This window comes from Micromonospora sp. MA102, from assembly GCF_025460765.1.
GTDB classification, from domain to species: domain Bacteria; phylum Actinomycetota; class Actinomycetes; order Mycobacteriales; family Micromonosporaceae; genus Micromonospora; species Micromonospora halotolerans.
Genome location: NZ_JAMWEG010000006.1, coordinates 176,136 through 200,148, shown reverse-complemented (window position 1 = coordinate 200,148; position 24,013 = coordinate 176,136). Strand labels below are relative to the sequence as shown.

General features: G+C 73.6%; 20 protein-coding genes. 17 read left to right on the top strand and 3 right to left on the bottom strand.

Annotated elements, in window-relative coordinates; translation table 11 throughout:
* Window positions 1–1,029, bottom strand: a complete 1,029-nt coding sequence (locus tag NFX44_RS14710) for a cytochrome c oxidase subunit II (protein ID WP_262284101.1) — start codon at window positions 1,027–1,029, stop codon at window positions 1–3.
* A gap of 153 nt (window positions 1,030–1,182) precedes the next feature.
* Here NFX44_RS14710 and ccsA point away from each other — a divergent pair, with 153 nt between their 5' ends.
* The 5 genes from ccsA to NFX44_RS14685 are packed head-to-tail and all read left to right on the top strand — an operon-like array spanning window position 1,183 to window position 5,728.
* On the top strand, window positions 1,183–1,926 hold the full coding sequence (ccsA, locus tag NFX44_RS14705) for a cytochrome c biogenesis protein CcsA (protein WP_262284100.1): 744 nt from the start codon (window positions 1,183–1,185) through the stop codon (window positions 1,924–1,926).
* Window positions 1,923–2,333, top strand: a complete 411-nt coding sequence (locus tag NFX44_RS14700; RefSeq protein WP_262284099.1) for a cytochrome c maturation protein CcmE — start codon at window positions 1,923–1,925, stop codon at window positions 2,331–2,333. Before ccsA ends, NFX44_RS14700 begins: the two co-directional genes overlap by 4 nt.
* A complete protein-coding gene (locus NFX44_RS14695) occupies window positions 2,323–4,269 on the top strand; it encodes a heme lyase CcmF/NrfE family subunit (protein WP_262284098.1) in 1,947 nt (648 codons plus the stop codon). Before NFX44_RS14700 ends, NFX44_RS14695 begins: the two co-directional genes overlap by 11 nt.
* A complete protein-coding gene (locus tag NFX44_RS14690; RefSeq protein WP_262284097.1) occupies window positions 4,266–4,829 on the top strand; it encodes a redoxin domain-containing protein in 564 nt (187 codons plus the stop codon). The genes NFX44_RS14695 and NFX44_RS14690 overlap by 4 nt, the downstream gene beginning before the upstream one ends.
* Window positions 4,830–4,843: 14 nt before the next feature.
* On the top strand, window positions 4,844–5,728 hold the full coding sequence (locus NFX44_RS14685; RefSeq protein ID WP_262284096.1) for a cytochrome c-type biogenesis protein CcmH: 885 nt from the start codon (window positions 4,844–4,846) through the stop codon (window positions 5,726–5,728).
* A 39-nt stretch (window positions 5,729–5,767) separates the two neighbouring features.
* Here NFX44_RS14685 and NFX44_RS14680 read toward each other — a convergent pair whose 3' ends face one another.
* Window positions 5,768–7,426 carry an FAD-binding dehydrogenase gene (locus NFX44_RS14680; protein WP_262284095.1) on the bottom strand — a complete coding sequence of 553 codons (1,659 nt, stop codon included), beginning with the start codon at window positions 7,424–7,426 and terminating at the stop codon, window positions 5,768–5,770.
* Window positions 7,427–7,522: 96 nt separating this feature from the next.
* Between NFX44_RS14680 and NFX44_RS14675 the strand changes: the two genes are divergently transcribed.
* The 11 genes from NFX44_RS14675 (at window position 7,523) to NFX44_RS14625 (ending at window position 21,083) form a co-directional block, all read left to right on the top strand.
* Window positions 7,523–8,710 (top strand): CdaR family transcriptional regulator, encoded by a 1,188-nt coding sequence (locus NFX44_RS14675; protein ID WP_262284094.1) that lies wholly within the window; start codon window positions 7,523–7,525, stop codon window positions 8,708–8,710.
* A 91-nt stretch (window positions 8,711–8,801) separates the two neighbouring features.
* Entirely contained in the window at window positions 8,802–9,182 is a 381-nt protein-coding gene (locus NFX44_RS14670; protein ID WP_262284093.1) for a YccF domain-containing protein, read from the top strand.
* Between the two features lie 249 nt (window positions 9,183–9,431).
* A complete protein-coding gene (locus tag NFX44_RS14665) occupies window positions 9,432–10,211 on the top strand; it encodes an FkbM family methyltransferase (RefSeq protein ID WP_262284092.1) in 780 nt (259 codons plus the stop codon).
* A gap of 247 nt (window positions 10,212–10,458) precedes the next feature.
* Complete coding sequence (locus NFX44_RS14660; RefSeq protein ID WP_254335806.1) at window positions 10,459–11,460, top strand: LacI family DNA-binding transcriptional regulator; 1,002 nt, start codon at window positions 10,459–10,461, stop codon at window positions 11,458–11,460.
* A gap of 124 nt (window positions 11,461–11,584) precedes the next feature.
* Entirely contained in the window at window positions 11,585–13,261 is a 1,677-nt protein-coding gene (locus NFX44_RS14655) for an ABC transporter substrate-binding protein (protein WP_262284091.1), read from the top strand.
* A gap of 74 nt (window positions 13,262–13,335) precedes the next feature.
* Window positions 13,336–14,502, top strand: coding sequence for an ABC transporter ATP-binding protein (locus NFX44_RS14650; protein WP_262284090.1), 1,167 nt, complete (start codon window positions 13,336–13,338; stop codon window positions 14,500–14,502).
* Window positions 14,499–15,476, top strand: a complete 978-nt coding sequence (locus NFX44_RS14645; RefSeq protein ID WP_262284089.1) for an ABC transporter permease — start codon at window positions 14,499–14,501, stop codon at window positions 15,474–15,476. The genes NFX44_RS14650 and NFX44_RS14645 overlap by 4 nt, the downstream gene beginning before the upstream one ends.
* A gap of 3 nt (window positions 15,477–15,479) precedes the next feature.
* Window positions 15,480–16,517: an ABC transporter permease gene (locus tag NFX44_RS14640; protein WP_262284088.1), complete on the top strand. Its 1,038-nt coding sequence runs from the start codon at window positions 15,480–15,482 to the stop codon at window positions 16,515–16,517.
* 55 nt (window positions 16,518–16,572) lie between these two features.
* The gene (locus NFX44_RS14635) at window positions 16,573–17,571 is read left to right on the top strand and encodes an ABC transporter ATP-binding protein (protein WP_262284087.1); all 999 of its coding nucleotides are present in this window, start codon (window positions 16,573–16,575) and stop codon (window positions 17,569–17,571) included.
* 47 nt (window positions 17,572–17,618) lie between these two features.
* Window positions 17,619–19,034, top strand: coding sequence for a GH1 family beta-glucosidase (locus NFX44_RS14630; RefSeq protein ID WP_262284086.1), 1,416 nt, complete (start codon window positions 17,619–17,621; stop codon window positions 19,032–19,034).
* A 153-nt stretch (window positions 19,035–19,187) separates the two neighbouring features.
* The gene (locus NFX44_RS14625; RefSeq protein WP_315974594.1) at window positions 19,188–21,083 is read left to right on the top strand and encodes a ricin-type beta-trefoil lectin domain protein; all 1,896 of its coding nucleotides are present in this window, start codon (window positions 19,188–19,190) and stop codon (window positions 21,081–21,083) included.
* Between the two features lie 43 nt (window positions 21,084–21,126).
* Here the strand turns inward: NFX44_RS14625 and NFX44_RS14620 are convergent, their stop codons facing one another.
* Entirely contained in the window at window positions 21,127–22,359 is a 1,233-nt protein-coding gene (locus NFX44_RS14620) for an ROK family transcriptional regulator (RefSeq protein ID WP_262284085.1), read from the bottom strand.
* A 264-nt stretch (window positions 22,360–22,623) separates the two neighbouring features.
* Here NFX44_RS14620 and NFX44_RS14615 point away from each other — a divergent pair, with 264 nt between their 5' ends.
* A complete protein-coding gene (locus tag NFX44_RS14615; RefSeq protein ID WP_262284084.1) occupies window positions 22,624–23,988 on the top strand; it encodes a glycosyl hydrolase family 18 protein in 1,365 nt (454 codons plus the stop codon).
* Window positions 23,989–24,013: the final 25 nt, after the last annotated feature.

The following is a 24,013-nucleotide window of genomic DNA, read 5'->3' as shown; positions in this document are numbered from 1 at the left end:
CTACTCCAGTGACCGCAGGTAGGCGATGAGGTCGGGCAGTCGGGCGGCGTCGACCGGCTGCGGGGGCATGGCGTTGCCCGGCTTGACGGTCTGCGAGTTGACGATCCAACCGCCGAGGTGTCCGGCGTCGTTGGGCACCGCACCGGCGCCGATGCTCCACCGCGGGCCGAGGTTCGACAGGTCGGGCCCCACCTGCCCCTGCGCGCCGGTGCCGCGGACCGTGTGGCAGGCGGCGCAGGTGCCCTGAACGAAGGTCTGCTGGCCGCGCCGTTCGGCCTCGGTCCGCGGCGCCCGGGCGGGGGCGTCCAGCCGGGCCAGCCAGGCGTCGAAGTCGGCGCGGGGTTCGGCCACCACGAGGAACGCCATGTGGGCGTGCTGGGTGCCGCAGTACTCGGCGCACTGGCCGCGGTAGCTGCCGCCGCGCCGGGCCTCCACCCAGGTCTCCCGGGTCTCGCCGGCGATCAGGTCCATCTTCGGCATCAGCTGCGGCACCCAGAAGCTGTGCAGCACGTCGTCGGTGCGCAGGCGGATCCGGACCCGTTCCCCCACCGGAACGTGGATCTCGTTGGCGGTCGCGCCGGAGGCGCCCGCGTACCGCACCTCCCACCACCACTTGTGGCCGGTGACCTCCACGGTGGGCGCGTCGCGGCCCGGGCCGGCGCCGAGCGCGGCGAGGTCCCGCAGCCCGACGCCGTAGACCGCCACAAGGATGATGAACGGCAGCCCGGCCCCGGCGATCGTCACGAAGCGCAACGGCTGGCCGTGACGCACCCGGGCGGCGCCCCGCCGGAACACGAGCGCCCAGGCCAGCAGCGCCATGACCTCGGCGAACACCGCCATGGAGATCCAGAACAACAACCACCACAGGCCGCTGACCCGCGCCGCCCCGGTCCCCGCCGGATTCAGGGCCGACGGGCTGCCGCCGGAGCAGCCGGCGAGCAGCAGCGGGCCGTACAGCAGCGGCAGCACCGAGCGCGGCCGGCGCTGCCGCCGCACCGGACGCGAGGTGGTCTGCGCTGTCGTCTTCACCGGCAAGGACCTTAGTGCCGGTTTCCGGCGTTCATACCTTTTATCCCGAACGACGGCATCTGGGGTACGGACCGCCCTATGGTGGGTCCAGTTCCCACCTTCTCGGTCAAGCGCCTCAGGGACGCGGACAGGGAGATGATGCAAGCCTCCACCGTGGACCTCCTCACGGACACCGCCAGAGCGGCCGCGGCGCGCCGGACGATGGCCTGGGCCACCGGCGGGCTCGCCGCCGCGGCCACCGTGGCCGGAGGATGGCTCGCGCCCCCCGACGAACTCCAGGGCGACGCGCAGCGCCTGATGTACCTGCACGTCCCCGCCGCCTGGGTGGCGTACGCCGCGTTCGCGGTCGTCCTCGCGGCCAGCGGGGCGTACCTGATCGGCGGTGACCTGCGCTGGGACCGGTTCGCCCGGGCGGCGGCCGAGCTCGGGGTGGTGCTCACCGCCGCCGCCATCGGCACCGGCTCCGTCTGGGGGCACCTGGTCTGGGGCACCTGGTGGGCGTGGGATCCCCGGCTGGTCAGCACCGCCCTGCTGCTGCTCGCCTACGCCGGCTACCTCGCCCTGCGGCGGACGCTGGCCGAGCACCGGGGAGCGCGCGACGGCGGCGATCACCGGGTGGCCCGGCCCGCCGCGATCGCCGGCGTCGCCGGTTTCCTCCTCGTGCCCGTGGTGCACTTCTCCGTGGTCTGGTGGCGCTCGCTGCACCAGCAGGCGACGGTCCTGGCCCCCCAGCGGCCGCCGATCGACCCACGGATGGCCACCGCGCTGCTCCTCGCCGTGGCCGCCGCGACCCTCGCCGCGTTCTGCCTCCTGCTACACCGGGTCCGCCACCTGGAACGCCGCCTGGCCCCCGAGCCCTCCCCCGCCGCCGAGCGCACGCCGGCCGGAGTCGGATGATGCCTCGCCGGGCGGGCCGGGTGGCCCTCGTCGCGGTGGTGCTCGCCGCCGGCGGCCTGCTGGTCACCAGCGCGCTCCGCGACACCGTCACGTACTACCGGACCCCGGGCGAACTGCTCGACGATCCGGGCCTCGCGGGCCACCGGGTCCGCCTCGGCGGCGACGTCGTGCCCGGATCGCTGCGCCAGGACGGCGCGCTCGTCGTGTTCCGCCTCGCCGAGGCGGGCCACGAGATCACCGTCGAGCAGCGCGGCGCACCCCCGCAGACCTTCCGCGAGGGCACCGGGGCGGTCGTCGAGGGCACGCTGTCCCCCGACGGCGTGTTCCGCTCAGACCAGGTGGTGGTCCGGCACGGCAACGAGTACCGGCCCTCGTCCTCCCCCGCGGCTCCGGTCGATGCTGGGTGACCTCGGCACCGCCGGCCTCGCCGTCGGGCTCGCCTGCGCGACCCTCACCGCCCTGCTCTGGCTGCGGGTGGCCCTGTTCGGCGCGGCCGTCCGCACCGCCCGGCACGGCACCGCCGCCACCCTGGCCGCCGCCGCCCTGGCCTGCGCGCTGCTGGAGACGGCGCTGCTGCGGCACGACTTCGGCGTCCGGTTCGTGGCCGAGAACGGCGGCCGGGACGTCCCGCTCTACTACACCCTCACCAGCCTCTGGTCGGCTCTGGACGGGTCGCTGCTGCTGTGGTTGCTGGTCCTCGGCGGTTACGCCGCGCTGCTGGCCCGGCGCGCGTACCCGCCGCGGCTGCACGCGTACGCGATGGTGGTCGTCAGCGTGGTCATGCTGTTCTTCTTCGCGCTGTCCACCTTCGCCGCGAACCCGTTCCGTTCGGTGAGCCCGGTGCCGATCGACGGCCCCGGACCGAATCCACTGCTCCAGCAGCACCCGGCCATGGGTGTGCACCCGCCGCTGCTCTACGCCGGCTACCTCGGTCTGGTCGTACCCTTCGCGTTCGCGCTGGCGGCGCCGCTGGCGGGACGGGACGGACCGGGCTGGGTGCGGATGGCGCGCCCGTGGGCGCTGGTGGCCTGGGCGGCGCTGACCGCCGGCATCGGGATGGGCGCCTGGTGGTCGTACGCGGTGCTGGGCTGGGGCGGCTACTGGGCGTGGGACCCGGTGGAGAACGCCTCCCTGCTGCCCTGGCTGACGGCCACCGCGTTCCTGCACACGACCCTGGTCCGCGGGCGGGTCGCCTGGCACGGTGCGCTCGCCTGCGCGAGCTTCCTGCTGATGCTGCTCGGCACCTTCCTCACCCGATCGGGTGCGGTGACCAGCGTGCACGCCTTCACCGACTCGCCGCTGGGCCCGATGCTGCTCGGCTTCGTGCTGCTGGCGGTGGTGGTGTCGGCCGTCCTGACCGGCCGTCGGGCCCCCGAGCCGACCCGCCCCTCGCGCCCCCGGGTGCTGTCCCGAGCCACCCTGGTGCTGGTCCGCGGCGTACTCCTGGTGACCATCGCCGCGGTGGTGCTGGTCGGCACGATCCTGCCGCTGCTCACCGCCCCGCTGAGCGGGACCGGCTCCTCGGTGGGCCCCGCCTACTACCAGCGCACCGCGGTGCCCCTGGCGGTCGTCGTGCTGCTGGTGATGGGCGTGACGCCGGCCCTGCGGGTCCGGGACCGGTCGGCGGCGCTGTGGCGGCTCGTCGTCCCCGCCGGCGCAGGCCTGGCCACGGTGGCCCTGGCCGGACTGCTCAGCCGCCCCGGCCCGGCCGCGCTCACCGCGTTCGGCGCGGCCGGGTTCGTCCTCACCGGACTGGCGGGGGACCTGGCCCACCGGCTGCGCCGGTCCGGTCCGCACGGACGGCCCGGCCGGCTCGCCGGGCTGGTCGCGCACGCCGGTCTCGCCCTGGTCGCGGTGGGCGTCGCCGGCTCCTCGGCGTACGGCCGGGACGCCGAACGGACGCTGCGGGTCGGCGAGACGCTGCGGGTGAGCGACGTCGCGGTCCGACTGGTCGGGGTGGACCGGACCGGCGGCGGAGGCGGAAGCATGGCGGTACAGGCCCGGCTGGCGCTCACCGCGTCGGGCCACACCGCGCGGACGATCACGCCGGCGCTGCGCTACCACGCCGCCCGGGACACCGCCGTCACCGTGCCCGCGATCGGCGCCGGCCCCCTGCGCGACACGTACGTCACGCTGCTCGCCGTCAGCGAGGACAGCGGCACCGCCACCGTGCGGCTCGCCGTGAACCCGCTCGTGGGCCTGATCTGGACCGGCGGCGCTCTGACGGCCGTCGGCGGGTTGCTCGCGGCCGCCGCCACCGCCCGCCCGCGGACCCGCCGGGCCGCCCGCGCGGACCGACCCCGGCCCGCCCCGGTGGCCGTCGGACCGGGAGCCGCGACGTGAGGCGGCCTGCCGCGCGGCGCCCCGGATGGCTGCGCGCCGGACCGGCGACGGTCCTCGCGCTCACCGTCGTCGTCGGCGCCCTGATCGCCCTCGGCCTGCGCGCACCCGCCACGCCGGACCCCGCCGGGGCCACGGCGGTGGCCGGCCGACCCGCCCCGGCACTGGCCGGCGCCACCCTGGACGGTGGCCGCTTCGCGCTCTCCGACGCCCGGGGCCAGGTGGTGCTGGTCAACGTGTTCGCCTCCTGGTGCGGGCCGTGCCGGGACGAGCTGCCGGTGCTGGTGGACGCCGAGCGCAGCTGGTCCCCGCGCGGCGTCCAGCTGGTCGGGCTGAACATCCGCGACGGCGCCGACGCGGTCCGGGCGCTGCTCGACGAGACCGGTGCCACCGGGTTGACCGTGGTGCCCGATCCCGACGGGACGCGGGCCGTCGAGTGGGGCGTGCGGGGCGTGCCGGAAACCTTCGTGGTCGGCCGGGACGGCCGGCTCGTCGACCGGCGGCAGGGGGTGGTGACCCGGCAGTGGCTGGAGCAGCGGATCGCACCGCTGCTGGCCGGATGAGGTGGCGGCGCGCCATGGTGGCGCTCGTGCTCGTCACGCTCGCCGCGGCGGCCGGCGCGGCGCTGGCCCGGTCGGCGGGCGACCCCGGCCGCCAGGACCCGGTACGCGCGGTGTCCGCCGGGCTGCGCTGCCCGGCCTGTCAGGGCGAGTCGGTGGCGGACTCCCGGTCACCGATCGCCGCGGCGATGCGGCAGGTGGTGGCGGACCAGCTCGCCCAGGGGCGGGACCGGACCGAGATCCGGCGGTGGTTCGTCCAGCGGTACGGCGCCGACGTGCTGACCGACCCACCGGCCCGCGGGGTCCGGCTGCTGCTCTGGGCCGTACCGGTGCTGGCGTTGCTGGCCGGCGGCTACGCGGCCCTGCGGACGCTGCGACCCGGTGCCTCCCGGACCGGTTCCGCCGCACCCCGGACGCCGGACGCTCGGGCCGCACGGCGGGCGTGGCGGGTGGCGTCCGTGGGCGTGGTGGCGCTCGTGGCGTCGGTCGCGATCGTCGCCGACCGGCTCGACCCGCCCGCCCGGCCGGCGCCGGCCGACCCGGTCGCGGTCGCCCTCCAACTCGCCCACGACCTGGAGACGCAGGACCGCTACGACGCCGCCGCGCAGATGTACCAGGAGGCGCTGCGGGACCGGCCCGACGACGGCGTCCGGCTGCGACTCGCGTTCGCGCTGCTCCGGGCCGGTGACGGCGCCGCCGCGCAACGCACCGCCCGGGACGTGCTCACCCGCGAGCCGGATTCCCCCGACGGCCTGCTGGTGCTGGGGCTCGCGCAGCGCAACAGCCGGTCCGTCGAGGCCGCAGACACGCTGCGCCATTTTCTGGCCGTCGCACCGGCGCACCCCGCCGCCGCGGAGATCAGGCGGCTGCTCGGGACGGGCCGCGAACCTGCTGGGCGCTGAGGTGAGCCGGTCGACGACCGGTCCCGGCCGGCGTACGGATTACCCGACCGCAGCCGCGGCGGCCCGGCCGGCGGTGCGGCCGGAGTAGAGGCAGCCGCCGAGGAAGGTGCCCTCCAGGGCGTTGTAGCCGCGCATGCCGCCGCCCCCGAAGCCGGCGACCTCACCGGCCGCGTACACGCCGGCGAGGGGCTCGCCGTCGGGGCGCAGCACCCGGCCGGACAGGTCGGTGTGCAGGCCGCCGAGGGTCTTGCGGGTCAACACGTGCAGCTGCACGGCGATCAGCGGGCCGGCGGCCGGGTCGAGCAGCCGGTGCGGGGTGGCCACCCGGATCAGCCGGTCGCCCCGGTAGCGACGGGCCCCCCGGATGGCGTGCAGCTGCGCGTCCTTGCCGAACGGGTGGGCGATCTCCCGGTCCCGGGCCTCGACGAGCCGGCGCACCGCCACGGCGTCGAGCTGCGGCCCGCCGCTCTCGGCGGCCAGCTTGTTCATCCCGTCGACCAGCTCCGGCAGGTCGTCGGCGACGACGAAGTCCGCGCCGTGCCGCTTGAACGCCTCCACCGGCCCGGGTGCGCCGGGGCGCACCCGCTGGAGCACCTGCCGCACGCTGCGGTTGGTCAGGTCGGGGTTCTGCTCCGAGCCGGAGAGCGCGAACTCCTTCTCCAGGATCTTCTGGGTGAGCACGAACCAGCTGTAGTCGTGGCCGGTGGCCCGCAGGTGGCGCAGCGTGGCGAGGGTGTCGAAGCCGGGGAAGAGCGGCGCCGGCAGCCGCTCGCCGGTCGCGTCGAGCCACAGCGAGGACGGCCCGGGCAGGATGCGGATGCCGTGCCCCGGCCAGACCGGGTCCCAGTTGCGCAGCCCCTCGGTGTAGTGCCACATCCGGTCGGGGTTGATCACCTGGCCGCCGGCCGTCTCGGTGACGGCGAGCATCCGGCCGTCGACGTACGCGGGCACCCCGGTGACCATCCGGGCCGGTGGGGTGCCCAGCCGCGCCGGCCAGGCCCGCCGCACCAGGTCGTGGTCGCCGCCGATGCCGCCCGAGGTGATGATCACGGCCTGCGCCGCGTACGCGAAGTCGCCGACCACCGTCCGGGAGGTGGGTCGCCCGCGCGGGGCGTCGTCCGGGGCGAGGACCGCGCCGCGTACGCCGGTGACCGCGCCGCCGCTGGTGACCAGCTCGTCGACGCGGTGCCGGAACAGCAGCCGGATGCGGCCCTCCTCGGCGGCGGCCCGGACCCGCCGGGCGAACGGCTCGACCACGCCCGGGCCGGTGCCCCAGGTGACGTGAAAGCGGGGGACGGAGTTGCCGTGGCCGTGCGCCGCTCCCCCGCCCCGCTCGGCCCAGCTCACCACGGGAAAGACCCGGTGGCCGAGGCCGCGCAGCCAGGCGCGCTTCTCGCCGGCCGCGAAGTGCACGTACGCCTCGGCCCACCGGCGCGGCCAGTGGTCCTCCGGGCGGTCGAAGGCGGCGCTGCCGGTCCAGTCCTGCCAGGCCAGCTCGACGGAGTCCCGGATGCCCATCCGGCGCTGTTCCGGCGAGTCGACCAGGAACAGCCCGCCGAACGACCACCACGCCTGCCCGCCGAGGTTCTGCTCCGGCTCCTGGTCCAGCAGCAGCACCCGGCGGCCCGCGTCGGCGGCCTCGGCGGCGGCGACCAGGCCGGCCAGCCCGGCCCCCACCACGATCACATCGGTATCCACGGCACCGACGGTACGTAGCCGGATGCCAAAATCCTTGGTCGGGACGTGCGAGATCCGCCACCGCGTTTGTCACCGCGATGACAAAAGGAGCCGACCATGGCCGACACGCTGCTCGACATCGAGCCCGGCCTGGCGCACCTCGCGCCGGCGGTCGGCGTGCAGCTGCGCGGCCTGCGCGCCCCGCTGCACGAGCGGATCCTGGAGACCGTCCGCGCCGCCATGCGCGCGCAGGGCCGCTCGCTCAGCGGCGGGCAGGGGCGCGGTCTGGCCCTCGGCGTGCGTACCGCGGTGGACGCGTTCGTCGACGCGGTCGCCGACCCGGCCCGCGACCTGGCCGCCACCCGGGCCGTCTTCCACGCGCTGGGCCGCACCGAATACCGGGAGGGGCACCGGGTCGACGCGCTGCGCGCCGTGCTCACCCTCGGCGGCCGGGAGATCTGGGCCTTCCTCGTCGCGCACACCACGGCCGCCGGCCCCGCCCCCGCCGACCTGTACGTGGTCGCCGGCGCGCTCTTCGGCTACGTCGACGCGCTGGCCGGCGCCGCCGCCGAGGGCTACCTGGACGAGCAGCGCGACGCCGCGCAGGACTGGGCCACCACCCGGCGGCGGCTGATCACCCTGCTCGTGCAGCCGGAACCGCCCGCCGAGGCCGCGCTGCGCGCCGCCGCCGACGCGGCCCGCTGGCCGCTGCCCCGCACGGTCGCCGTGCTCAGCGTCGACGGCGACGACGCCGAGCACCTGGGCCGCACCATCGGCGGCGGCGCGATCGCCACGGTCATCGACGACGTGGTACGCATCGTGCTGCCCGACCCGGCCACGCCCGGACGGCTCGACCGGGCCCGCCAGGCCCTGGTGGGGCGGCGGGCCGGGCTCGGCCCGAGCGTGGCGCTGAGCCGTGCGCGGCTGTCGTACCGGATCTCCGGGCGGGTCCTGACGCTACGGCGCGACGGCGTGCTGGCCGCCGACCCGGCCGCCGGGGACGAGCACCTGCTCACCCTGCTGCTGCGCTGGGAGCCGGGGCTGGCCGACCACCTCGCCGACGCCTGCCTCGCGCCGCTCGCCGGCCTGCGGCCGGCCGCCCGGCGGGCCCTGGCCGAGACCCTGCACGGCTGGCTGCGCCGGCAGGGGCAGGTGATCGCCGTGGCCGAGGACCTGCGCACCCACCCGCAGACCGTGCGCTACCGGATGCGCCGGCTGCGCGACCTGTTCGGCGAGACCCTCGACGACCCCGACCGGCGGCTGGTGCTCCACCTCGCGCTGCGCCACCGGCTCGGCGGTCCGTGATGTCGTACCGGTGGTCCATGATCCTCGTCGTCACAGCGGCGCGGATGCCGGCCGGCGACGGGTCGTTGCGGGGGGTGGCCACGATGGGAGCGTGATTCGCTTCCTGCTGAACCTGTTGTGGCTGGTCTTCGGTGGCGGCTTCGTCCTGGCCCTCGGCTACGGCGTGGCCGCCCTGATCTGCTTCGCACTGGTGATCACCATCCCGTTCGGGGTGGCCTCGCTCCGCCTCGCCTCGTACGCGCTGTGGCCCTTCGGCCGCACCCTCGTGCCGAAGCCCGGTGCCGGCGTCGCCTCCGGCCTGACGAACGTGCTCTGGGTGCTGCTCGCGGGCTGGTGGCTGGCCCTGTCGCACATCCTCGCCGGCGTGGCGCTCTGCGTGACGGTCATCGGCATCCCGTTCGGGGTGGCGAACTTCAAGCTCGTCCCCGCGGCGCTCTGGCCCCTCGGCCAGGAGGTCGTCGAAACAGCGTGAATCCCTCCCCGGCCCGCGCCGGACGAATGCTGGCCATGCGCCGCTGACGCTTCCACCGCCGGCGGCCCGGCCGTAGTGAGTGGAACGCCACGGGTGTCTCCCCAGGACTGAAACTCCCATGGCGTTCCACCGACCCTGTGTCGCCGGGTCGGCTCACTCTCTCTAAGGCGTCCTAGGAGGCTGGGTTGTGGAATGCCGCGAGGTCATCCGAAAGGGGCTCATGAACGGGTGGGCGCGGCTAGCGTCGGCATGGTGGGCGGTCATATCGGGGTGATCGAGGCACTCAAGGCAGATCCCACCATGTCGGGCCTGCGCCGGTCCCTGGAGGCGTACTACGGGGACCCGGCCCGCGAGGCGGCGATGGACGCCTTCTACGCCTCCCTGGTCCGCCCCGGGGACCTGGTGTTCGACGTCGGCGCGCACGTCGGCGACCGGCTCGGCAGCTTCCGCCGGCTCGGCGCCCGCGTGGTCGCCGTGGAGCCCCAGCCGCTCTGCACCCGCGCCCTGCGCGCCCTGTACGCGGACGACGAGCGGGTGACCGTGGTCGAGGCGGCGTGCGGGGCGCGGACCGGGCCGGTACGGCTGCACGTGAACTCGGCGAACCCGACGATCTCCACCGCGTCCACGGGGTTCCTGCGGGCCGCGCACGGGGCCGGCGGCTGGGCGCACGAGGTCTGGGACGCCGAGATCGAAGTGGCCGGCACGACGCTGGACGCGCTGGTCGCGGCGCACGGCGTACCCGCCTTCGTGAAGATCGACGTGGAGGGCTTCGAGGACGCCGTGCTGGCCGGGCTGAGCCGGCCCCTGCCGGCGCTGTCGTTCGAGTTCACCACCATCGAGCGTGACCTGGCCGCGCGCTGCCTGGACCGGCTCACCGGGCTGGGCTTCACCTCGTTCACCGTGGCGCTCGGCGACGAGATGGCGTTCGCCCTGCCCGGCTGGCGGCCGGCGGACGAGGTCGCGGCGTACCTGCGGGCGCTGCCGCACGACGCCAACTCCGGCGACGTCTACGCCCGCACCCGCCACTGAGCTGGCCACCACCCAGTCCCCGGGCCAGGACCACGATCCGAACCGGCCCGCGGCTCACATCGACGCTGCTCACACCCTTGATCGACCGCGCCACTCACGGCGGCTTTTTTCACGTTGCGAACTTAGCCATGTTTCGTTACCCGGCCGTTATTGACGTGACTGGCGCCACTTCGGTTGACTGCGACGGAACCGCTTCCGCAACCGGTTCCGAAACATCCGCCTCACCCCTGCGACCCGGGAGCGTCACGTGCCGATCACCATCGCCGACGTCGCCACCCGCGCCGGCGTGAGCAAGACGACGGTGTCGCGGGTGCTCAACGGCAAGGGCGAGGTGCACGTCCGCACGGCCGACCGGGTCCGCGCCGTCATCAACGCCCTGGGATACGTGCCGAGCGCCCGCGCGGTCGGCCTGGCCCGCGGGCGTACCCGGGTGGTCGGCATGCTCGTGCCCGCCCTGACCTGGCCCTGGATGGGCGAGGTGCTCCAGGGCGCGGCCGACGTGGTCGAGGCCGAGGGCTACGGCATGCTGCTGTTCACCTGCACCCAGGGCGACGAGTCGATGCGGCGGTTCGCCTCCCAGGTCTCCGCGAAGTCCTTCGACGGCCTGCTGGTGGTCGAGCCGGAGGGCACCCTCGACTACATCACCGAGCTGCACGAGCGCGGCCTGCCCGTCATCCTCATCGACGACCGGGGCCACCAGCCCGGCTTCCCGTCGGTGCGGACCACCAACGAGGCCGGTGCGCGGGCCGCCGCCGCGCACCTGCTGGCACACGGCCGGAAGCGCCCGCTGGTCGTCACCGGCCTGCGCCGCTTCGGCTGCACCCGGGAACGGCTCGCCGGTTTCGCGGACGGCTACGCCGACGCGGGCCTGCCCATCGACCCCGCCCTCGTCGTGGAGGGCGACTTCACCTTCGAGTGCGGGCGGGCCGCGGTGGAAGGCCTGCTCGCCGACGGCGTGCCGTTCGACGCCGTCTTCGCCCACAACGACCTCTCCGCCGCCGGGGCGCTCCAGGCGCTGCGGGACGCCGGCCGGCGGGTCCCGGAGGACGTGGCGGTGGTGGGCTTCGACGACCTGCCGCTGGCCGGGCACACCCACCCACCGCTGAGCTCGGTCCGCCAGCCGTTGCGCGAGATGGGGGCGGTCGCCGCCCGTACCCTCATCGCCCACCTCGCCGGCACGCCGCTGCCCCACGCCCCGACCGTCATCCCCACCAGCTTCACCGTCCGCGCCTCGACCGGCATCACCTGACCTCGCCACCGATGTAGCTCCACCCGGACCGGCGGGCGTCCCGTCCGCCGGTGGTAACACCGCACACCCTCCATCCACCACATCCCGCCGCCCCAGGATTGCGGGAGCACCGAGGGAGACCTCCATGAGAAGAAGGCAACTCCTCGCCGTCGCGCTGGCCGGCGCGATGGCCACCGGCGTCGCCGCGTGCGGCGACAGCCCGAACGCCAACAAGAAGAACGGCCAGGCGGCCACGGTGCTCAACGTGGGCATGCCGAACGGGCCGCAGGCCGAGAACAACAACCCGTTCCTCACCACGTCCGCCGCCGCGTCGCTGGGCTACCGCTGGCAGATCTACGAGCCGCTGATGATGTGGAACCCGGTGAAGCCGGCCGACCCGTTCAAGCCGTGGCTGGCCACCAAGGCCGAGTGGTCGTCGGACTACACCTCGGTGAAGGTCACCATCCGGGACAACGCCACCTGGTCCGACGGGCAGAAGGTCACCGCCGAGGACGTCGCCTTCACCTACAACCTCGTGAAGAAGTACCCGGCGCTGAACGACCAGGGCGTGCCCTACACGGACGCGACGGCCAGCGGCAACGAGGTCACCATCAAGATGGAGAGCCCGCAGTTCGTCAACCAGCAGAAGGTGCTGTGGCGGGTGCCGATCGTGCCCAAGCACATCTGGGAGAAGATCAGCGACCCGACGACCGACACCGTCAAGCAGCCGGTCGGCAGCGGCCCGTACACCCTGAAGTCCTTCACCCCGGCCAGCATGACGCTGTCGGTGCGCGACAAGGGCTACTGGCAGGACCTGCCGAAGGTCAAGGAACTGCGTTACACCTCCTACACGGACAACAGCGCGCAGACCACCGCCCTGGCCAACGGCGAGTCGGAGTGGAGCTTCGTCTTCATCCCCAACTACCAGGCCGTCTTCGTGGCCAAGGACCAGGAGCACCACAAGGTGTGGGCCCCGGCGATCCTGGGCATCCACGGCCTCTACCTCAACACGACGAAGAAGCCGTTCGACGACCCGGCGCTGCGCCGCGCCATGAACATGGTCATCGACCGCGCCGACATCTTCACCACGGCCGAAGCCGGCTACTTCCACCCGCAGGTGAAGAGCGTGACCGGCCTGCCCAGCCCGGCCGGTGACTCGTTCGTCGCGCCGGACTTCAAGGGCCAGGAGCACAAGGTCGACGTCGACGGCGCCAAGGCGCTGCTGACCGGCGCCGGCTACAAGCTCGAGGGCAACACCCTCAAGGACAAGACCGGCAAGGCCGTCACGCTGAAGCTGACCGACCCGGCCGGCTGGTCGGACTACCAGACCAGCCTCGAGATCGTGAAGGACAACCTGTCGAAGATCGGCATCGCCGCCACGGTCGACAAGGCCAACCAGGACGCCTGGTTCCGCAACGTCGAGCAGGGCAACTTCGAGGCGACCTTCCGGTGGACCGAGGGCGGCGCCACGCCGTACGACATCTACCGGACCATCATGGACGGCCGGCAGCTCAAGCCGATCGGCACCGCCTCCCCCGCCGGCAACTTCGGCCGCTTCAACAACAAGGAGGCGACCGACGCCCTGGTCGCCTACGCGAACGCGACCGACGAGGCCGCGCGCACCACCGCCATGAACACGCTGCAGAAGATCTTCGTCGACCAGATGCCGATGATCCCGGTCGGCGCGGACAACATCGGCGGCGCGTACAGCACTAAGAACTGGACCGGCTGGCCGGACGACTCGAACCCGTACGGCGCCATGCAGCCCACCCAGCCCAACGCGCTGGACGTGGTCCTGCACCTCAAGCCCGCCAACGGCTGACCTCGCCAACCGCCTCCCCGGCCGGCTCACGGCCGGCCGGGGAGGCGCACCCCACGCTCAGACAGGAACTCGGCATGACGTTGAGCGAGAGCGCGGCGGCGCCGGCCGACGAGGTGGTGCTGGAGGCCGTCGGCCTGACCAAGCACTTCCCCGTCCGCAGGCGGCTGCGTGACCTCTTCTCCCGGACGCCGGCCGTCGTGCACGCAGTCGACGACGTATCGTTCGCGCTGCGTCGCGGCCGGGTGACCGCGCTGGTCGGGGAGTCCGGCTCCGGCAAGTCCACGGTGGCTCGGCTGCTGGCCCAGATCTACCCCCGCACGGCCGGCGACCTCCGCCTGCACGGCACGTCGACCAGGGTGCGCGGCGGCCGGCCGTTCCGGTCGTACGTGCGGCGGGTCCAACTGATCCTCCAGGACCCGTTCGCCTCGTTGAACCCGGTGCACACCGTCCGCTACCACCTCACCCGGTCGCTGCGGATCCACGGCAACGCCGGACGCGGCGCCGAGGACCTGGACCGGGCCCTCGCCAAGCTGCTCACCCGGGTCAGCCTCACCCCGCCCGAGCGCTACCTGGACGCCTTCCCGCACGAGCTGTCCGGCGGCCAACGGCAGCGCGTCGCCATCGCCCGGGCGCTCGGGGCCGACCCGGAGGTGCTGCTCGCCGACGAGCCGGTCTCCATGCTCGACGTCTCGATCCGCCTCGGCGTGCTCAACCTGCTGCAGGACCTCAAGGACCGGCTGAACATCGCCATCCTCTACATCACGCACGACATCGCCTCGGCCCGCTACTTCGCCGACGAGACGATCGTCATGTACGCCGGCCGGATGGTCGAGGGCGGCGACAGCGAGACCGTCACCCAGAACCCGGCCCACCCGTACACCCGGTTGCTCACCGACTCGGCGCCCGACCCGGAGCGGATCACCGGCGGCGGCGCCGCGGTCGACGCGGCCGCCGGGAAGGACCGCGGCCAGGGCGAGCCGCCGAGCCTGATCGCCCCGCCCGCCGGCTGCCGGTTCCACCCCCGGTGCCCGCACGCCATGCGGCGCTGCACGGTGGACCTGCCGCCGCGGCTGACCATCGGCGACCGGCCCGACCACTGGGCGGCCTGCTGGCTCTACGACCCGGACACCGTGGCCGCCGACGCCCCCGGCTCGGCCGCGCCCGACGCCGACCCGGCCGTGCCACCGCCCGCGGCGGCGCTCGACCGGACGGACACCGCCACCCTGGGGGAGCCACGATGAGATTCCTCCTGCAGCGCACGGCCTTCTACCTGTTCACGGCGTGGGCGGCCATCACGCTCAACTTCTTCATCCCGCGGCTGGTGCCGGGCGACCCGGTGCAGGCCCTCATCTCGCGCAACCAGGGCCGGATCAGCGCCGACGCCATCGAGTCGCTGCGCGTGCTGTTCGGGCTGGACGCGCACGAGAACATCTGGCAGCAGTACCTCGACTACTGGCGGCAGCTGCTCCACGGTGACCTGGGGCTGTCGTTCACCTTCTTCCCCACGCCGGTGTCCACGGTGATCGGCGACAGCCTGCCGTGGACGGTCGGCCTGGTCGGCATCACCACGATCATCAGCTTCCTCGTCGGCACCGGGCTCGGCGTCGGCGCCGGCTGGCGGCGCGGCTCCTGGGTCGACGGGCTGCTGCCGGCCACGACGTTCCTGTCCTCGATCCCGTACTTCTGGCTGGGTCTCGTCGCCATCGCCGTGTTCACCGGGCCGGGGAGCTTCTTCCCGTCCTCCGGCGGCTACGAGGCGGGCCTCGTGCCGGCGTTCGACGGGTACTTCATCCCGAGCGCGATCAAGCACAGCGTCCTGCCCGCCGCCACCATCCTGGTCTCCTCGATGAGCGGCTGGATCCTCAGCATGCGCAACATGATGGTGACCGTCTCGTCGGAGGACTACATCACCGTCGCCCACGCGAAGGGCCTGTCGGAGCGCCGGGTGGCCCTGAGCTACGCGGCCCGCAACGCGCTGCTGCCGAACGTCTCGGGCTTCGCGCTGTCGCTCGGGTTCATCGTCGGCGGCACGCTGCTCGTCGAGATCGTGTTCTCCTACCCGGGTCTCGGCTACCAGCTCTTCCAGGCGGTCGGCTACAAGGACTACCCGCTCATGCAGGGGATCTTCCTGATCATCACGATCTCCGTGCTGGTGGCGAACCTGCTCGCCGACGTCGCGTACCTGCTTCTCGACCCGCGGACCCGAAAGAGCTGAGCGATGACCATCTCACCGTCGAGCATCGAGCAGGTCATCCCCGGTCAGGGTGCGATGGCCCAGCCGTCGGCCGCGCCGGGCCGCGCCAAGCGGCGCCGGTTCCGGTTCGTCGCCAACGCCAAGGCCGCCACCGGCCTGATCATCCTGGCCGTCTACTGCCTGTTCGCGGTCATCGGGCCCTGGGTGGCGCCGTACAACCCGGACGCACGCAGCGCCGACGTGCTCCAGGCGCCGTCGACCCGGCACTTCTTCGGCACCACCCACCTCGGTCAGGACATCTTCAGCCAGATCCTGGTCGGCGCGCGCAGCGTCATGGTGGTGGGCCTGCTCGCCGGCGTGCTGGCGACGATCCTGTCCATCCTCATCGGCGTGACGGCCGGCTACATCGGCGGGGCGGCCGACGAGGGCCTGTCGGCAGTCTCCAACGTGTTCCTGGTCATCCCCGCGCTGCCGCTGATCATCATCGTGACGTCGATCGTCGAGCAGGCCAGCGACACCCTCGTGGCGCTCATCATCGGCCTCACCTCGTGGGCGTGGGGGGCGCGGGTGCTGCGCGCCCAGACGCTGTCGCTGCGGCGCCGTGACTACGTCGAGGCCGCCCGGGCCACCGGCGAGCGGACCTGGCGCATCATCCTGTTCGAGATCCTGCCCAACCTCACCGCGATCATCGCGTCCGGCTTCGTCGGCACGGTCATCTTCGCGGTCATGTCGGAGATCACGCTGGCCTTCATCGGCATCTCGTCGATCTCGTCGTGGAACTGGGGCACCATCCTGTTCTGGGCGCAGGGCCAGCAGGCCCTCGCGCAGGGCGCCTGGTGGTGGTTCGTCCCGGCCGGGCTGGCCATCGCGCTGCTCGGCACCGCCCTCGCCCTGATCAACTTCGGCATCGACGAGTTCGTCAGCCCCCGGCTGCGCAGCGCCGGCAAGACCCGGATCCGCACCGCCGACGGTCGCAGCGTGCGGATGCGGGTCGGCTTCACCCCCGTGCTGGCCCCGACCCCGCGTACGGTGCCGGTCCCCCGCGAGGAGGTCACACCGTGAGCGCGAGGAGTGCGGCGAAGCGGAGCCCCGCAGTCGTGAACGAAGGGAGGCTCAAGTGAGTGATCCGGTGCTGGAGATCCGCGGACTGCGGGTCGACTACGGGCTCGGTGACGCGGCGGTGCACGCCGTACGCGACGTGGACCTGACGCTGCACCGCGGCGAGGTGCTGGGGCTGGCCGGCGAGAGCGGCAGCGGCAAGTCCACACTGGCGTACGGGCTGACCCGGCTGCTGCCGCCGCCCGGCGTGGTCAGCGGCGGCCAGGTGATCTACCACCCGGCCGACGGCCCGCCGGTCGACGTGCTGACCCTCAGCCCGGCGCAGCTGCGCGGGTTCCGCTGGGCGGAGACCTCGATCGTCTTCCAGGGCGCCATGAACTCGCTGAACCCGGTGCACAAGGTCTCCACCCAGCTCCTCGACGTGATCAAGGCGCACGAGCCGACCAGCACGGCGGCGGGCCGGCTGGCCCGGGCCCGGGACCTGCTGCGCCTGGTCGGCATCGCCGCCGACCGGCTGGACAGCTACCCGCACCAGCTGTCCGGCGGCATGCGGCAGCGCGTGATGATCGCCATGGCGCTGGCGCTGGAGCCGCAGGTGGTCATCATGGACGAGCCGACCACCGCGCTCGACGTGGTGATGCAGCGGCAGATCCTCGGCCAGCTCGCCGAGCTGCGGGAGCGCCTCGACTTCGCGGTGCTGTTCATCACCCACGACCTGTCGCTGCTTGTCGAGTTCTCCGACCGGATCGCCATCATGTACGGCGGCCGGATCGTCGAGGAGGCGCCCGCCGCGCAGCTGTACCGGCAGGCGCTGCACCCGTACACCGAGGGGTTGCTGCACTCCTTCCCGGCGCTGCGCGGACCGCGCCGGGAGCTGACCGGCATCCCCGGCTCCCCGCCGGACCTGCGGGCCATGCCGGAGGGCTGCGCGTTCCACCCGCGCTGTCCGAAAGCCTTCGACCCGTGCGACAAGAAGGTGCCGGCACTGGGTGCCGCCGAACCGGGCCGGGACGTCGCCTGCTGGCTGCACCCGGTCGCCGCCGCGGCCCCCCGCTGACCTCCGCTCCCCGTCCGACCGAACGACCCGCTACCGCGAGGAGAACCATGGACACCGACCTCACCCGCCCGGCTGCCACCACGGGGCAGGCCGACCCGATCGACACCCTGCCGCCGACCTTCCGGTGGGGCGTGGCGACCTCGTCGTACCAGATCGAGGGAGCGGTGGCCGAGGACGGCCGGACACCGTCGATCTGGGACACCTTCTGCCGCGTGCCGGGGGCGGTGGCCAACGGCGACCACGGCGACGTGGCCTGCGACCACTACCACCGGATGCCGCAGGACGTCGCGCTCATCGCCGACCTGGGCCTGGACACCTACCGGTTCTCGGTGGCGTGGCCGCGGGTGCAGCCGGGCGGGCGCGGGCCGGCGAACCCGGCCGGGCTGGCCTTCTACGACCGCCTCGTGGACGAGCTGCTGGGCCGCGGGGTCGACCCGTGGGTGACGCTCTACCACTGGGACCTGCCGCAGGAGCTGGAGGACGCGGGCGGCTGGCCGAACCGGGACACCGCCCACCGGTTCGCCGACTACGCGGAGCTGGTCTTCGCCGCGCTCGGCGACCGGGTGAAGACGTGGACCACGCTCAACGAGCCGTGGTGCTCGGCCATGCTCGGGTACGCGTACGGCAACCACGCCCCGGGCCGGCGGAACCTGGGCGACGGGATCGCCGCCGCCCACCACCTGCTGCTCGGGCACGGGCTGGCGGTGCAGCGGCTGCGCGCCGCGGCGGCGAACCCGATCGAGCTGGGCCTGACCGTCAACCTGTCCACCGCCGACCCGGCCTCCGACAGCGGGGCCGACCGGGACGCGGCGCGGGCCGCCGACGGGCTGGGCAACCGGCTCTACCTCGACCCGGTGCTCCGCGGCGCCTACCCGGAGGACGTGGTGGCCGACCTGGCCGCCGAGGGCGTGCGCATCCCGGTGCAGGAGGGCGACCTGGAGGTCATCTCGTCGCCGATCGACGTGCTCGGGGTGAACTTCTACTTCGGGCAGGTGCACTCCGGGGTGGACGAGCAGGGCCGCGACCGGGACGACGACGGCCGGCCGGTGCGCCGGGTGATCCGCCGGGACCTGCCGCGCACCGCGATGGACTGGGAGATCGTGCCGGACTCGTTCACCGAGCTGCTGGTCCGGCTGCACCGGGACTACCCGGGCGTGCCCATGGTGATCACCGAGAACGGGGCGGCCTTCGACGACAAGCCGGACGCCGACGGGTTCGTGGCCGACGACGACCGGGTGGCGTACCTGACCGAGCACCTGCGTGCGGTGGCCCGGGCCCGGCAGGCCGGCGCGGACGTGCGCGGCTACTTCGCCTGGTCGCTGCTGGACAACTTCGAGTGGGCGTACGGCTACGACAAGCGGTTCGGCATCGTGCGGGTGGACTACGACACCCAGCGGCGCACGCCGAAGCGCAGCGCGCACTGGTACCGCGACACCATCCGGCGGGTGCGCGGGGAGCACTGAACCGTCCGCTCGGGGCGGCCGCGCGGGATCCCTCCCGGGCGGCCGCTCCGCCGTGCCCGGGCACCCGCCCGGGCGCTTTTTTCATGTCTTGACATAAGCAGTTGCGAGGGGTTTTCTCATTCGCGGATGTCGATTTATCCGGAAGGAGCATCCGTGTCCCCCACCACCGTTCCCCGGCTCGCCGGCCGCGCCGTCCTGGCGCTCTGCCTCACCGCCGGCGCCCTCGCCCTGGCCCCGCCGCCGGCCGCGCAGGCCGCCGGCGAGACCGTCAATCTCTGGCTGACCACCACCTCCGACTCCGGCGGGCGGACGGTCACCCGGGGCCTGCAACAGCAGAGCCCCCTGGCCTTCGCCGCCACCAGCCCGGCCGCCACGCACACGATCACCGTCGACGAGAACACCCGCTACCAGCCGTTCGACGGCGCCGGGGCGTCCATCACCGACACCACCGCGTACCTGCTGCGCGGCGGTCCGGTCAGCGCCGCCACGCGGGACGAGGTGATGCGCCGGCTGTTCAGCCCCACCGACGGCATCGGCCTGTCCTTCGTGCGCAACCCGGTCGGCGCCTCCGACCTGTCCCGGCCCGGCAACGTCTCGCTCGACGACACCTGCTGCGACCTGAACGACTTCGGCGCGAACGGGTATGACACCGACGTCGAACTGCTCACCGCGCAGGCCCGGCAGCTCAACCCGGCGCTGCGGGTCATGGTCGTGCCGTGGAGCGCGCCCGGCTGGATGAAGGACAACGGCCGGATGGACCAGATGGGCTGGCTCAAGTGGGAGTACTACGCCACCTACGCCCAGTACTTCGTGAAGACCATCCAGGCGTACGCGGCCCGGGGCGTGAAGGTCGACTACCTCTCGGTGCAGAACGAGCCGAACTGCTGCCAGTCCGGCAACCCCACGGCCATGGACTACCCGGGGATGAGCTGGAACTCCTCCGGCCTCGGGGAACTGACCAAGAACTTCGTCTACCCGGCGTTCCGTGCCGCCGGCATCACCACGAAGGTGCTGGTGCACGACTGGAACTACGGCGACTACGGCACCATCGGCTCCGGGCTGCTCGCCGACAGCTCGGTGCGCACCGACCCGCTCTTCGGCGGCATCGCCTGGCACGGCTACTGGGGTGACCCGGCGGTCGGCACGCAGGTGCACGGCCAGTACCCGGCCGTGCCGCAGTTCAGCACCGAGCACTCCGGCGGCACCTGGATCGGCAACCAGCACAACGAGGACATGGCCGACATCGTGAACTACGCCCGGAACTGGAGCCGGAGCGTGGTGAAGTGGAGCCTCGCCGTCAACCAGTTCATGGGCCCGCACAACGGCGGCTGCGGCACCTGCACCGGCCTCATCACCGTGCAGGAGGGCGGCGCCCGCGCCGGCCAGGTCGACAACACGATCGAGTACTACACCACCGGGCACCTCACGAAGTTCGTCCGGCCCGGCGCCGTCCGCATCGACTCCACCGCCAACGGCACCGTGCAGAACGTCGCGTACCGGAACCCGGACGGGACCAAGGCGCTGCTCGCGCACAACGGCGGCGGCTCCGCCCAGTCGGTCAAGGTGGTCTGGGGCGGGCAGTCCTTCACCTACACCCTGCCGGCCCGCACCACCGCCACGTTCACCTGGGCCGGCACCCAGTCCGGCGGCGGCGGAGGTGGCACCTCGACCGGCCCGATCACCGGCATCGGCGGCAAGTGCCTCGACGCCACCGACAACAGCAGCGCCGACGGCACGCCGGCGCAGATCTGGAGCTGCACCGGCGGCGCCAACCAGCAGTGGACCCGGGCCGCCGACGGCACCATCCGGGCGCTGGGCAAGTGCCTCGACGTGGCCGGCGGCGGCACCGCCGACGGCACGAAGGTGCAGTTGTGGACCTGCAACGGCAGCGCCGCCCAGCGGTGGACCTGGACGGCCGGGCGGGACCTGGTGAACCCGCAGGCGAACAAGTGCCTGGACGTCACCGGTAACACCTCCGCCGACGGCACGAAGACGCAGATCTGGAGCTGCACGGGCGCGGCCAACCAGAAGTGGACGCTCCCGTCCTGAGCCGGGGCCGGGCCGGCGGCGCCTCCGCCGCCGGCCCGGTGGCTCAGCGGGTGCGCGAGCGGGGCCGCCGCGCCGGCCGCGCTTGCGCCGGCACCAGCCGGGCGGCCGGTTCGCGCGGCACGCCGCCGTCGCGCAGCAGCCGGGCCATCGGCAGGGTGGCCGCGCCCATCGCGACCGCGTCAGGTCCGAGCCGGCACAGCTCGATCGAGGTCTGGGCGTACGGCTGGCGCAGCGCGTGCCGTGCGGTGGCATCGCGGATCTGCGGCAGGTAGCGCTCACCCAGGGCCAGGCCGGCCCAGCCGCCCAGCACCACCCGCTCGGGGTTGAACAGGTTCACCAGGTTCGCCACCCCGGCGCCGAGGTAGCCGACCGTCTCGTCGAGCACCTTGGCGGCGGTGCGGCTGCCGGCGCGCAACAGCTCGCCGAAGGCGCTCTCCTCGTCGCCACCGGCCGCCGGGCGGCCCCGGTTGGCCTGCCGGAACCGGTCGAGCACCCCTTCCGCCCCGACGTACGCCTCCAGGCAGCCGAGGTTGCCGCAGCGGCAGCGGCGGCCCCCGTACACGATGGTGGTGTGCCCCCACTCGCCGGCGCTGCTGTGCGCGCCGCGGTAGCCCACGCCGTCGGCGACCACGCAGGCCCCGACGCCGGAGCCGACCAGGGCGACGACCGCGTGCCGGACGCCGCGGCCGGCGCCGAACCACATCTCGGCCTGACCGAGGGTCTTCGCGCCGTTGTCGATGTGCACGGGGATGTCCGTGCCGGCGCGGAGCATGGCGCCGAGCGGGACGCCGTCCCAGCCGAGGGTCTGCGCGTGCACGACGGCGTCGGCGGCGCGCTCGACGGTGCCGGAGACGGCGACGCCGAAGCCGAGCACCGCCTTCGGGTCGACGCCGGCCTGCTCGACCACCGCGGCGAGGCCGTGCAGCAGGTGGTCGGTGACCTGCCGGGGGTCGGGCTCGGCGCCGGCGATCGGGTACTCCGCCTTCGCCAGGGCGGTCATCGCCAGGTCGAACAGTTCGACCTGCACGCGCGTCTCGCCGACGTCGGCGCCGACCAGGTAGCCGTAGGCGGGCGCGACGCGGAGCAGCACCCGGGGACGGCCGCCGTCGGACTCGACCGAGCCGGCCTCCTCGACCAGACCCTCGGTGATCATCTCGCCGACCAGGTTGCTCACGCTGGCCAGGCTGAGCGCGGTGGACTGCCCCAGCTCGTGCCGGCTCAGCGGGCCGTCCAGCCAGATCCGGGTGAGCAGGACCGACCGGTTGGCACGTCTCATGTCGCGCACGGTGGTGCGTCTGGCGTCCATGTCCGCCTACCTTCCCTGTCACCACCCGCGGCGGCTCACCCCGGATACGTCACCCAAGGTTAATGCGATGAACCAAGCAGTGAAGGAGGCGGGCCGCCCGCCCGTCGGCGTCGCCACGGCCGAGTTCGTCCGCCGGCAGCACGGGTGCCCGGCGGTGGCTTCCTGAGCCGGCCGGGCATTTACATTTAACAAAGTTAATTGATAACCTCCGGCGCATCGATGAGGAGGTATGTCATGCGACTTCGACGCGGGCTGACCGCACTGCTCGGCGGCGCCGCCCTGCTCGCCGCCACCGCCACCCTGCCGGCCGCCACCGGGATCGCCGCGACCGCCGGCGAGACCGCGCTGGTGGCCTGCACCGGCGTCCCGGCCTGGGCCGAGGGGGTCACCTGGACCGCCGGCACCCGGGCCACCTACGCCGGCCGGCTCTACCAGGCGCTGGTCACCCACACCCCGCCGGCCGGCGCCGGCTGGACCCCGCCGGCCACCCCGGCCCTCTGGTCCGACCTCGGCGCCTGCGGCGGCGGCACCCCGACCCCCAGCCCCACCACGAAGCCGCCCTCCCCCACCCCCACGCCCACGTCGTCCCCGTCCCCCACCGCGACGCCCACGACCACCCCGACCACGCCGCCGCCCGGCGGCACCACCTGCGCGCTGAAGTCCCGGCCCAGCGGCAAGGTGCTCCAGGGCTACTGGGAGAACTGGGACGGCGCGGCCAACGGCGTGCACCCCGGCATGGGCTGGATCCCCGTCACCGACTCCCGGATCACCGCCCACGGCTACAACGTGATCACTGCCGCGTTCCCGGTGATCCGCGCGGACGGCACCGTGCTCTGGGAGAACGGCATGGACGCCGGCGTGAAGGTGCCCACCGCCGCCGAGGTGTGCCAGGCCAAGGCCGCCGGGCTCACCGTCCTGCTGTCGATCGGCGGCGCCACCGCCGGCATCGACCTCGGCTCCAGCGCCGTGGCCGACCGGTTCGTCGCCACCGTGGTGCCGATCCTCAAGCGGTACAACTTCGACGGCATCGACATCGACATCGAGACCGGGCTGACCGGCAGCGGCAACATCAACCAGCTCTCCACCTCGCAGGCCAACCTCGTGCGGATCATCGACGGGGTGCTGGCCCAGATGCCCGCCGGTTTCGGGCTCACCATGGCCCCGGAGACCGCGTACGTCACCGGCGGCAGCGTCACCTACGGCTCGATCTGGGGCGCCTACCTGCCCATCGTCAAGCGGTACGCGGACAACGGCCGGCTCTGGTGGTTGAACATGCAGTACTACAACGGCTCGATGTACGGCTGTGCCGGCGACTCGTACCCGGCCGGGACCGTGCAGGGCTTCGTCGTCCAGACCGACTGCCTCAACACCGGCCTGGTCGTGCAGGGCACCACCATCCGCGTCCCGTACGACAAGCAGGTCCCCGGCCTGCCCGCCCAGACCGGGGCCGGCGGCGGCTACCTGAGCCCGGCGCTGGTGGCGCAGGCGTGGAACACCTACCGGGGCGGCCTCAAGGGGCTCATGACCTGGTCGGTCAACTGGGACGGGTCGAAGGGCTGGACCTTCGGCGACAACGTCAAGGCACTCCAGGGCCGCTGAGGCCGCGTGGGGCCCCGCAGGCGCG

Bases quoted from the DNA above. Each gene is read 5' to 3' on its own strand.
- NFX44_RS14645 (WP_262284089.1), top strand. From the start codon at position 14,499: ATGAGATTCCTCCTGCAGCGCACGGCCTTCTACCTGTTCACGGCGTGG.
- NFX44_RS14650 (WP_262284090.1), top strand. From the start codon at position 13,336: ATGACGTTGAGCGAGAGCGCGGCGGCGCCGGCCGACGAGGTGGTGCTG.
- NFX44_RS14685 (WP_262284096.1), top strand. From the start codon at position 4,844: ATGGTGGCGCTCGTGCTCGTCACGCTCGCCGCGGCGGCCGGCGCGGCG.
- NFX44_RS14630 (WP_262284086.1), top strand. From the start codon at position 17,619: ATGGACACCGACCTCACCCGCCCGGCTGCCACCACGGGGCAGGCCGAC.
- NFX44_RS14700 (WP_262284099.1), top strand. From the start codon at position 1,923: ATGATGCCTCGCCGGGCGGGCCGGGTGGCCCTCGTCGCGGTGGTGCTC.
- NFX44_RS14615 (WP_262284084.1), top strand. From the start codon at position 22,624: ATGCGACTTCGACGCGGGCTGACCGCACTGCTCGGCGGCGCCGCCCTG.
- NFX44_RS14655 (WP_262284091.1), top strand. From the start codon at position 11,585: ATGAGAAGAAGGCAACTCCTCGCCGTCGCGCTGGCCGGCGCGATGGCC.
- NFX44_RS14675 (WP_262284094.1), top strand. From the start codon at position 7,523: ATGGCCGACACGCTGCTCGACATCGAGCCCGGCCTGGCGCACCTCGCG.
- NFX44_RS14665 (WP_262284092.1), top strand. From the start codon at position 9,432: ATGGTGGGCGGTCATATCGGGGTGATCGAGGCACTCAAGGCAGATCCC.
- NFX44_RS14640 (WP_262284088.1), top strand. From the start codon at position 15,480: ATGACCATCTCACCGTCGAGCATCGAGCAGGTCATCCCCGGTCAGGGT.
- NFX44_RS14620 (WP_262284085.1), bottom strand. From the start codon at position 22,359: ATGAGACGTGCCAACCGGTCGGTCCTGCTCACCCGGATCTGGCTGGAC.
- NFX44_RS14695 (WP_262284098.1), top strand. From the start codon at position 2,323: ATGCTGGGTGACCTCGGCACCGCCGGCCTCGCCGTCGGGCTCGCCTGC.